Below are 9,958 nucleotides of genomic sequence, written 5' to 3' on the forward strand. Positions count from 1 at the left end.
AACGCTGAACTTCTAATCGCCTACGCGTAGACTGGATTCAAGCAAAGACATGTTAACGATCGCGGTTACATCAATTACAATGGAAATCTCATCATGATCGGAAATCCTTTAACGGGTTTAATGTCGGTATTAAAAAAGAATTCGATTCCGTTTCTATTTGGTTCGGAAATAATAAGTTAGGTAATCTCGATCAAAATTTATTCTTGATTAATCCTGATTCCAATTCATATAAAGTTCATAAACCAAGGAAGGTTACTAAAAAGTACTACCCTTCTCCTGACGCATGAACGTTACCCATGTCTTGAAGTCATACCCAAATGTATGCCTCAGGACATGAATAAGACCTTGAATTTAATTAGTGAAATAAGCCTATTTTAATCACTTATTCTTGCTTGATTTTTTCATAAATTGCCATATCTTATGCCTATGGAAAAAGAGCTAGAAATTTTAAAAACCCAGATCATTTCTCTCGTAAATCCATTGAAAATTATCCTTTTTGGCTCAAGAGCAACTAAAACGGCAGGAAAGAATAGTGATTATGATCTTCTAATCATTATGCCTGACGGAACTAATAAAAGGGAAATTGCGCAATATCTTTATAAAAATATAGGTAATATCAAAATCTCATTTGACATTGTTGTCGCTACTCCCGAAACTCTCGAAAAATATTCTAATATCCGACATTTAATTTATTTTCATGCACTTAAAAATGGTTTAGAACTCTATGCTGCATGATGACCCAGGTTCTCCAGAAGCTTGGCTTATTCATGCAAAAAGCGATTTACTCCTGGCTAAACTTGGGGATAAAAATGATATTTTACTAAATCAACTTTGTTTTCATGCTCAACAAACTGCTGAAAAATCTTTAAAAGCTGTTTTGATAAAAGAGAATGTGGAATTTCTATTTACTCACAATATTAAAACTCTAATGCTTTCATTGCCAGATCGAATTGAAAAACCTAGTTTCTTTGATGAACTTGCAATTTTAACCGATTATGCAGTCTCTACTAGATATCCCGGTGATTATGAAGAAATTCTTAATGCTGAATATGAAAAGGCCATTGAATTAGCTGAACTTGTTTTTAATTGGGCTAGTAATCTAATAAAAAAATAAATTTTATAAATGGTCAACTACGCATAACAGCGACTTACCGCTACGCTTCGGCACAAGGCCTCGCTCGGCCTACGGCAAATTCCCTTTCTGTCACTCGTTTGCATCCGCAAACTCCGTGCCAGTCCCTAACGTCCCGTCCGGGACTCAGGGTCAGGGAACTTCGGTAAGTCTAGTTCGTTAATTGCAATAGGTTAAATCATATAAAAAAAAAGCGCGAAAATTTTCTTTAGAAAGGGTTGAGGAATTAATATATTACTGCCTTTTAGTAGTGGAAACTCTCTCCAAATAATCTTTTATCAAGCTGTGATTTGCTAAAGATTTATATTTTTCTATTAAACGAAGAAAGATGAGTTTTTAATTCGCTAGTTCCAATATAAATTTATAAGAAAAGAAAGATTCGGATCGAAAATTTTCGCGCTTGATGAGATTTCCCTTTCGACAATTATTTTTATCTGCAGAAACCTACTGCAATTAACATCCGCTAACCACTTCGCTTCGGCACTCACGGCCTCGCTCGGTCTGCGACACATAGGCTTCTGGCACTCCCCTTGCCTGCGCAAGTGTCGTTCCAGTCCCTAACGTCCCGTTGGGACTCAGGGCCAGCCTACGTCGGTTAGCTAGTTCGTTATACGCTATTTGAAAAATCATGAATAAGAAACCGTTATTTCTAGTTGCCCCTTTCATAAATGCATCTGATCAAGTATTATTATTGAAAGATACCTTAGCCGTTGAAATCAATACGCTAAATTTTATAGATGTCCAAAAATTCTTTTACACTTTATCCGGTAGAGATAGATTTTTTGAAATCGGCCATTATTTTTCTACAGCTGAAGATCACTATTATTATTTATACGTTGAACTTCCAAACTCAGAAGTAGAATGCAACGATTCAGGAATACCGATTTCCAGTATTCGTTGGCCTAGTAAACTAATAGATGATGCAAAGAAAATAAGTAGTGATATAAATTCAAAAATATCCTATATCAATATAATTAGTTCTGGATATATAAAAGTTCCTGAATTCCATATTGCTTACCTAACGAATGACAACAACACATATAAAGCAATTGCTCATCTAGGTGGACAAATTGGATTTGTAACTAATGAAAAATTCAAATTGGAATATCCCAATCTTCTAAATTTAATAAAAAATATTGATAAATTGGATATTCCGAGTTATATTAACTCTTCTAGAAATTATTTAGATTTATCATACTATCTAAATGATAATATGCGTTTTTTAAGTATACTAATTGCTTTTGAAATATTATTCAATACAGGAAAAGATCAAATAAGCTATACTTTGGCTAGATGCACAGCGGTTCTAATCGGAGAAACACCAGAAGAATCACAAGCAATATTCGAGAAAATGAAAAAAGCATATAATCTTCGATCAAAACTAGTTCATAACGGCGAGGTAGATTTCTATGAAATTCTCGAATATACTAAGATCACTACAAAATATCTGAAAAGAGTAATATCCTCTTTACTTGGAAAATTTCCAGAAAAAAAAGATTTATTTTCAAAGCTAAATGCCATTGGATTTGGTGACTCACCTTATAAACTTTCAAACAGCGTATAACAGCGGGGAAACGCTTCGCTTCGGCACGAGGCCTCGCTTGGGCTGCGCCACATTCCTCTCCGTCACGCTTCTCGCTACGCAAGAAGACGCGCCGACGCTAACGCCTACTACGTAGGCTCAGCAACGAGGAACGTCGTCTCCCCTAGTTCGTTATACGCCATTAAGGAAAAAAAATGAAAAAATATAAACGTCCAATACTTGATAATTTCTATAATAGGAAAATCACCAATCTTTATAAATATAGAGAATTAAATGAATACACTGAGCGTCTTATATTTAATAGAGAGCTTTATTTTTCCAGTCCAAATGATTTTAACGATCCTTTCGATTGCCAATCCGTAACAATTTACCGTGGTAATTATCAAAAGTGGAAAAACTTTTTTAGTCAATCCGGTATACCAGCACAAACATCCGAACAGCTAGCCTTGCAAAATGCCGACAGAGATATCAGTGAAGACCAATTACCTTTAAGTAGTACCGCAGGCGACATTAATAGAATATTTTGTTTCTCGAAGTCTAATAATGTAATTCCTCTTTGGAGTCATTATGCAAATAACCATCAAGGTTTGTGTGTAAGCTTTAAAGTATTGAATGATAAAGGAGCTATTGGACTGCAATTAGAAGATGGTCAACTTAATACAGGCATTCCTATCTTAAATAATATAATAATTGCAAACCGTGTATTATACGGAAAAAAAATGCCGCAACCTTGGCTTAGATGGCAAGATGACCCTAGCTATATATATAATTTTTTTCAAAATAAGCATAATTCATGGAAATATGAAGAAGAGTATAGAGCCTTAACATTAGATAGTTATATGATTAAACATAAAAATATATTGATCGCAGCCAAAGGAACCATTGATGCAATATATTTAGGTGCAAAAATTCCTGTTATTGACCGAAATAAATATTTACAAAAAATAAAAATATACAATTCAAATAATATCGAAAAAATCAAGGTTTATCAGATGATTGCAGATAAAAAATCATACAAATTAAAACCAGAGCAAGTAACTCCTTAACGGCGTATAACAGCGCCTTAACGCTTCGCTTCGGCACGAGGCCTCGCTCGGTCTGCGACACATAGGCTTCTGGCACTCCCCTTGCAGTCGCAAGTGTCGTTCCAGTCCCTAACGTCCCGTTGGGACTCAGGGTCAGCCTACGTCGTTAAGGCTAGTTCGTTACACGCAATTTCCGAAAAACTTAACAGAAGAATGAAGAAAAAAAGGGTTTTCCGCTTAATCAATCTAATTAGTGAATAAGAAATACATAAGAGAAAGACAAAAAGAAATTAAGAAACAAGATAATTTCAAAGAGACTGTCGAAAACTTTTTCCCTTAACTTTGCCTTTCTAATCTTTTGCTCTTATTCAAATACGATTGTGCAATTGAATACACTTGCGTTTGCCTTACTTGGGATTTTAAGCGGAAAACAAAATTTACGGTAATAAGAAAGGAAAGAATTAGAAACTTAAGAAAAATGCAAGAAACGAAGAAAAAAAGAAATTCATCAGGTCTATTCTTTCCTTTCTAGAAAAATCTCTTCTTTACTTTCGGAAACTGCGTGTAACAGCGGGGAAACGCTGCGCTTCGGCACAAGGCCTCGCTTGGTCTCCGACACATTTCCCTCTGGCACTCCTCTTGCTTGCGCAAGCGTCGTTCCAGTCCCTAACGTCCCTCCGGGACTCAGGGTCGGGAAACGTCGTATCCCCTAGTTCGTTATATGCAATAAACCAAATACAATCTTTTATGAAAAATCTAAAAAATCTAAAAAATCTAATAATAATAGTTTCATTTCAAATTTCTTGTTCAACACCAAACGAAACGAAAATCAACAATACTGATCTAAAGGATACATCTAAAGAAAATGTAACAATAGAAATTAATTTTACCAAATTAACTGAAGTAACAAAGGAAATTGAAATAAATCTCCAAACAATTGATTATATTTCAAAGGATGACTTTAAATTTGGATCAAAATTTAAATTTAGCGAAAATATCAATGGTAATAAACTTAAAATAGAAATACCAAAAGGAAAATATGTAGGATCAATTGGAGTCAAAGTATCCAACACAACACCTTTTTACTCAAATCTAAGTGGTTTGCATACCGTATATTTTGGAATAAACGAAAAAAGAAGTAAAGAAAACATAATAAATGAAAAATGTAATTCAATAGAATCTTACAGTCTCAGAAAATTGAAGTATTCTAAAAACTCAAATTTTTGTGATGATCTCGATGTATCAAACAAAAAGTATTCAATTAATTTCATTTCTGATAAAAAAATAGATTTCAATCCTACTAGAACTTTAACATTTACATATGTCGGTGTTTCTATTGGTTTAGCGAAATTATTTCAACATTACCAACTTGCTCCAATTCTTTTGATTAGTGGATACTTCGGATTCATTCAAAATGATATAGAGATTAAATCAGAAATTTTGGAAGAAGCTTTATAAAATGGTTTACTGCATATAACAGCGACTTACCGCTACGCTTCGGCACGAGGCCTCGCTCGGCCTCCGGCAAATTCCCCTTCTGGCATTCGCCTTGCTTACGCAAGCTACATGCCAGTCCCTAACGTCCCGTTGGGACTCAGGGTCGGGGAACTTCGGTAAGTCTAGTTCGTTAATTGCAATTTCTGAAAAATTTAGTGGAAGAATGAAGAAAAAATGTTTTCCGCTTAATTAAGCTAAGCAGTGAATAAGAAATAAAAAAGAGAAAAACAAAAGAAATTAAGAAAGAAGAAAATTTCAAAGAGATTGTCGAAAACTTTTTCCCTTAACTTTGTCTTTCTAATCTTTTACGCTTTTTCAAATACGTTTGTGCAATTGAATACACTTGCGTTTGCCTTACTTGGGATTTTAAGCGGAAAACAAGATTTACGGTAATAAGAAAGGAAAGAATAAGAAACTTAAGAAAAAAGCAAGAAACGAAGAAAAAGAGAAATTCATCAGTTCAATTCTTTCCTTTCTGCAAATATCGCTTCTTTACTTTCAGAAACTGCAATTAACAGCGGCTTCTCGCTTCGCTGCGGGACTTGCGCCCTTGCTCGGCCTACGGCAAATTTCCCGCGATTCCTAACGCCTCCAAGAGGCTCAGGGCGGGAAACTTCGGGAAGCCTAGTTCGTTATATGCAATTGGCCAAAAATATTCTATGAATTTACAAATAATGAAAAAGTGGGGATTCTTAAGAGAAACGGCGGATTTAGCAAAAAAATCTGGAATAGATAAAGACACTGGTTTACACCGAACTGGTCTCGATGAATATCTTACAGTTATCTTTCCTGACAATCATGACTGGATACATGATAAAACTCTCGGAGAAATCGACGGAATCAAATATAGAAGCAGACCAGACTATAGGAGTGAATCTTTAAAAATCGTTATTGAATTTGATGGACTTCAGCATTATACAAAACCTGATATTATCGAAAAAGATTTAAAAAATACAATTCTATATAAAAGTCTCGGTTATAAAGTTGTGCGGATACCTTACTTTATTCAGCTATCTAATAAAGCTGTAAAAACATTATTTGAAATAAATGTAGCAGAAACTCTTTTTGATGAAAAAATTCCTTCTTTAGGTGTAAAAGGATTAAACACTCCTGCTTACCTATGTCCCGCTGGTTTAAAAAGAATGGCAGATGATTTCAAGAAATTTCCAGAACAATACATCACAAACATTGAATTTCTTAGGAAGCAAAACGATCCTATTCGAACAGGCGTACATTTTTTAGAGAGAGAGTACAATCTGACCAATAATTAGATATGAATAAATGGAAAATTCCAATAGAATTGGAAAACGAAATTAGAAAACGAGATATATTTTGCGTTTATTGCAATGTAATGCTGGATGAGAAGGTACCTAAAGGTAAATCTCGCAAAAATGCTGCCACATGGGAACACATTATCAATGATGCTACAATAATTAATTTTGACAACATTGCAAGATGCTGTTCAGCTTGCAATTCAAGCAAAGGTACTAAAAAATTAGCTGATTGGATTAAATCAGAATATTGCAAAAAGAATAATATAAACATTAACACTGTAGCACCAATAATTAAGAAAGCGCTAAGAATAATAAATTAATGAAATGGCCAACTGCATATAACAGCAACTTACCGCTACGCTTCGGCACAAGGCCTCGCTCGGCCTGCGGCAAATTCCCCTTCTGGCATTCGCCTTGCTTGCGCAAGCTACATGCCAGTCCCTAACGTCCCGTCGGGACTCAGGGTCGGGGAACTTCGGTAAGTCTTGTTCGTTATGCGAACAGTCGTGAAAATCTCTCCTAACCTAAAAATGACAGAAATAACCATTTGACAAATACAGCCCAAATGCTGTATTGTTACTTGTGACGGGAAAAGAATTAATAAAGATTCTAAAGAAAGACGGTTGGGAATTAGATAGAATCACTGGATCGCACCATATCCTTAAGAAAAAAGACAAAACACTCTCGGTTCCGGTTCATAGTAACCGAGACATTCCAACTGGAACTATGAATGCAATACTTAAACAGGCAGGACTCAAATGAAAATATCTTATCCAGCTATTATTAAATACAGTTCAAAAGATAAAGTCTTCAATGTTGAATTTCCTGATTTACCAGGATGCTTTACTTTTGGCGAAAATGAAAATGAAGCTATTTTAAATGCTCAAGAAGCTTTAACAGGTTATTTAGAATCTATCGACTCTAGAAAATTAAATATTCCTGAACCCTCAAAGTTGAAAGGAAAGGACATCAAATTCATTACTCCTGAAAAAAATGTCTCTTTTGCTATCTGGCTTAAGAAAAGTAGAGAAAAACAAGGCTTAAGTCAAAAGCAAATTGCTCAAAAACTCAATATTGCTTATCAAACTTATCAAAAGTTCGAAGACCCGCATAAATCTAATCCTACCTTAAAAACGATAATAAGATTAGAAGAAGTTTTTCACGAAAATCTGATTAGTGTTTAGCACGAACGTCGCATAACAGCATGGAAACGCTGCGCTTCGGCACAAGGCCTCGCTTGGGCTACGCCACATTCCCCTTCTGGCACTCGCTTGCATAGGCAAGCTACGTGACCAGTCCCTAACGTCCCGTTGGGACTCAGGGTCGGGGAACGTCGTCTCCACTATTTCGTTATACGCAAGTTTGAATAAACAAATATAAAACCGGAAATAATATGAAATTAGTTTTTACATCTATCGACTATAGTAAAATAAAAATCATCGAATCAGCATTATTAGCAAATGGAATAAAACCTATCTTAAAGGGTGAAGATTTAGATGTCTTAAATGGAATTATTCCTAGAAATTCGAATTTACTAGAATTATATGTAGAAGAGAGTGAATTTGAAGATGCATTATCAATAATAGATAATGGAAAAATTCCAGGAAAAGTCTTTATCGAAGATAAAATAAAAATAATTCCTGATGAAAAATACGAATCTATCCAAGCACTTTCTGAGAAAAAAGACAATTTAGCACTATTCAAATTACTCTCATTTCTCCTTTCAATATCAACTTTTACTTTTCTAATTCTTTATTTACTTGAAATTGATAATTTCAAAAAATTTTACAACGCAACTTTTAACCCAAATATGAATTACTATTATAGTGATAGAGAAAATTGCCTATACGAAACCTTAAATGACAAAATCAGAAATAATTCGATTTCAACTCAATGCTATGACAAATCTTCAGGTATTAGAATAAATGCAAAATTCTACAATTACGATGGTAAATTAGTTTCAGAAGTATTCAACCCTAGCCTATTGGATTACGATACTGTTGAAATTACATATGATTTCTATGGTAAAAAAATCTTTGAATACACTGATACAGACAAAGATGGAATTTACGATGAATTAATTAAATTTAATAAAGATGGATTGCCAGATAAAAAATACAAAGACAAAAATGGTAATTTCAGATTCGAAGAAAACGAAATCCAAAAGTAAATATTTAAATAAAACTTGTACATTCAAACCAGCGTATAACAGCATGGAAACGCTTCGCTTCGGCACAAGGCCTCGCTTGGCCTGCGGCACATTCCCCTTCTGGCACTCGCTTGCATACGCAAGCTACGTGACCAGTCCCTAACGTCCCGTCGGGACTCAGGGTCGGGAAACGTCGTCTCCACTAGTTCGTTATGCGAACATTTCCGAGAGCCCAATTAAAAACGGGCGTCCATGCCCGTTAGAGAGATAATAAAGGATAAAAAGCTACAAAAAAGCCTATTGACAGATATAACTCCTATGTTATATTACGTCTAGTGTATGAGATAAAGAGAACTGAGGAACTAATTCTCTGGATCAAGGAACTAGATAATGACGCAAAAAAGGATATTCTAGTTTCTATTGAAATTCTTAAGGAATTCGGTCCTAGGCTTGGACGTCCGCACGTAGATACTATTACTGGATCTAAGATTAAAAACCTTAAGGAACTTAGAGTTAACAGCAAAAATAGACCTTTTAGAATCTTTTTTGTTTTCGACCCTAAAAGAAATGCTATTTTACTCATTGGCGGAAACAAAGCGACTTCGAAAAAGTTTTATCCAGTGATGATTAAAAAATCAGAAGAATTATATTCTGAATACTTGGGAGATTTGTAAGATGCTTAAGAAAAAACAAAAAAAGAATTAAAAAACTTTGATACTGACTTAGCTAAATTTGTTCCGCAAGATATAATTAACCAAGCAAAGGCTGAGGCTCAGAAAGAAATTTTCAAACTAAAACTCGCTGAGTTAAGACAAAACCAAGGTATCAAACAAACCGATGTTGATGGTTTTTCCCAGGTAAGCGTTTCTAGAATTGAGTCTAGATCTGACATTAAAATTTCTACTTTAATCGATTATGTTCATGCTTGTGGCTTTGATGTTGAAATTAAAGCCGTTCCAAGAAGAAACAAGAAAAAAGAGGAATTTGTTCTCTTAAAAGCTTAGTATAAACGCCATCCGTGGCTTAATTTGATTGATTACCTCGGAAACGTCGCATAACAGCAACTAACCGCTTCGCATCGGGACGAGCCCTCGCTTGGGCTGCGCCACATAGGCTTCTGGCACTCCCCTTGCATTCGCAAGTGTCGTTCCAGTCCCTAACGTCCCGTTACCGGGACTCAGGGCCAGCCTACGTCGGTTAGTCTAGTTCGTTAATTGCAATTGGTTAAATCTCTTAAAAAAAATCAGCGCGCAATTTTTCTTAAAGATTCAAAGAGATACAAATAACTTTTCTCTGAATTATATCTAGGTATGGTTTGAACGTTTTTTGTCTACGCGT

At 35.1% G+C, this 9,958-nt stretch carries 11 protein-coding genes; all 11 read left to right on the forward strand.

What is annotated here, in order from left to right:
• Positions 1-426 precede the first annotated feature (426 nt).
• The 11 genes from LEP1GSC195_RS01685 to LEP1GSC195_RS01735 all read left to right on the forward strand — a co-directional run bounded on the left by LEP1GSC195_RS01685 (position 427) and on the right by LEP1GSC195_RS01735 (position 9,294).
• A complete protein-coding gene (locus LEP1GSC195_RS01685; protein WP_198012755.1) occupies positions 427-735 on the forward strand; it encodes a nucleotidyltransferase domain-containing protein in 309 nt (102 codons plus the stop codon).
• Positions 725-1,114: a HEPN domain-containing protein gene (locus LEP1GSC195_RS01690; RefSeq protein ID WP_004787799.1), complete on the forward strand. Its 390-nt coding sequence runs from the start codon at positions 725-727 to the stop codon at positions 1,112-1,114. Before LEP1GSC195_RS01685 ends, LEP1GSC195_RS01690 begins: the two co-directional genes overlap by 11 nt.
• Before the next feature lie 646 nt (positions 1,115-1,760).
• Positions 1,761-2,696 (forward strand): HEPN domain-containing protein, encoded by a 936-nt coding sequence (locus tag LEP1GSC195_RS01695; RefSeq protein ID WP_015679793.1) that lies wholly within the window; start codon positions 1,761-1,763, stop codon positions 2,694-2,696.
• 173 nt (positions 2,697-2,869) lie between these two features.
• Positions 2,870-3,721 (forward strand): DUF2971 domain-containing protein, encoded by an 852-nt coding sequence (locus tag LEP1GSC195_RS01700; RefSeq protein WP_015679794.1) that lies wholly within the window; start codon positions 2,870-2,872, stop codon positions 3,719-3,721.
• Between the two features lie 726 nt (positions 3,722-4,447).
• Positions 4,448-5,158, forward strand: coding sequence for a hypothetical protein (locus LEP1GSC195_RS01705; RefSeq protein ID WP_232227620.1), 711 nt, complete (start codon positions 4,448-4,450; stop codon positions 5,156-5,158).
• Positions 5,159-5,856: 698 nt separating this feature from the next.
• Positions 5,857-6,468 carry a DUF559 domain-containing protein gene (locus LEP1GSC195_RS01710; RefSeq protein WP_232227622.1) on the forward strand — a complete coding sequence of 204 codons (612 nt, stop codon included), beginning with the start codon at positions 5,857-5,859 and terminating at the stop codon, positions 6,466-6,468.
• 2 nt (positions 6,469-6,470) lie between these two features.
• Complete coding sequence (locus LEP1GSC195_RS01715) at positions 6,471-6,791, forward strand: hypothetical protein (protein WP_040506209.1); 321 nt, start codon at positions 6,471-6,473, stop codon at positions 6,789-6,791.
• 262 nt (positions 6,792-7,053) lie between these two features.
• Entirely contained in the window at positions 7,054-7,233 is a 180-nt protein-coding gene (locus tag LEP1GSC195_RS01720) for a type II toxin-antitoxin system HicA family toxin (protein ID WP_232227624.1), read from the forward strand.
• A complete protein-coding gene (locus tag LEP1GSC195_RS01725) occupies positions 7,230-7,655 on the forward strand; it encodes a type II toxin-antitoxin system HicB family antitoxin (RefSeq protein ID WP_015679791.1) in 426 nt (141 codons plus the stop codon). The genes LEP1GSC195_RS01720 and LEP1GSC195_RS01725 overlap by 4 nt, the downstream gene beginning before the upstream one ends.
• A 209-nt stretch (positions 7,656-7,864) precedes the next feature.
• On the forward strand, positions 7,865-8,641 hold the full coding sequence (locus LEP1GSC195_RS01730) for a putative signal transducing protein (RefSeq protein ID WP_015679795.1): 777 nt from the start codon (positions 7,865-7,867) through the stop codon (positions 8,639-8,641).
• 314 nt (positions 8,642-8,955) lie between these two features.
• Positions 8,956-9,294, forward strand: a complete 339-nt coding sequence (locus LEP1GSC195_RS01735) for a type II toxin-antitoxin system RelE/ParE family toxin (RefSeq protein ID WP_015679797.1) — start codon at positions 8,956-8,958, stop codon at positions 9,292-9,294.
• Positions 9,295-9,958: the final 664 nt, after the last annotated feature.

This window comes from Leptospira wolbachii serovar Codice str. CDC (assembly GCF_000332515.2).
GTDB classification, from domain to species: Bacteria; Spirochaetota; Leptospiria; order Leptospirales; family Leptospiraceae; genus Leptospira_A; species Leptospira_A wolbachii.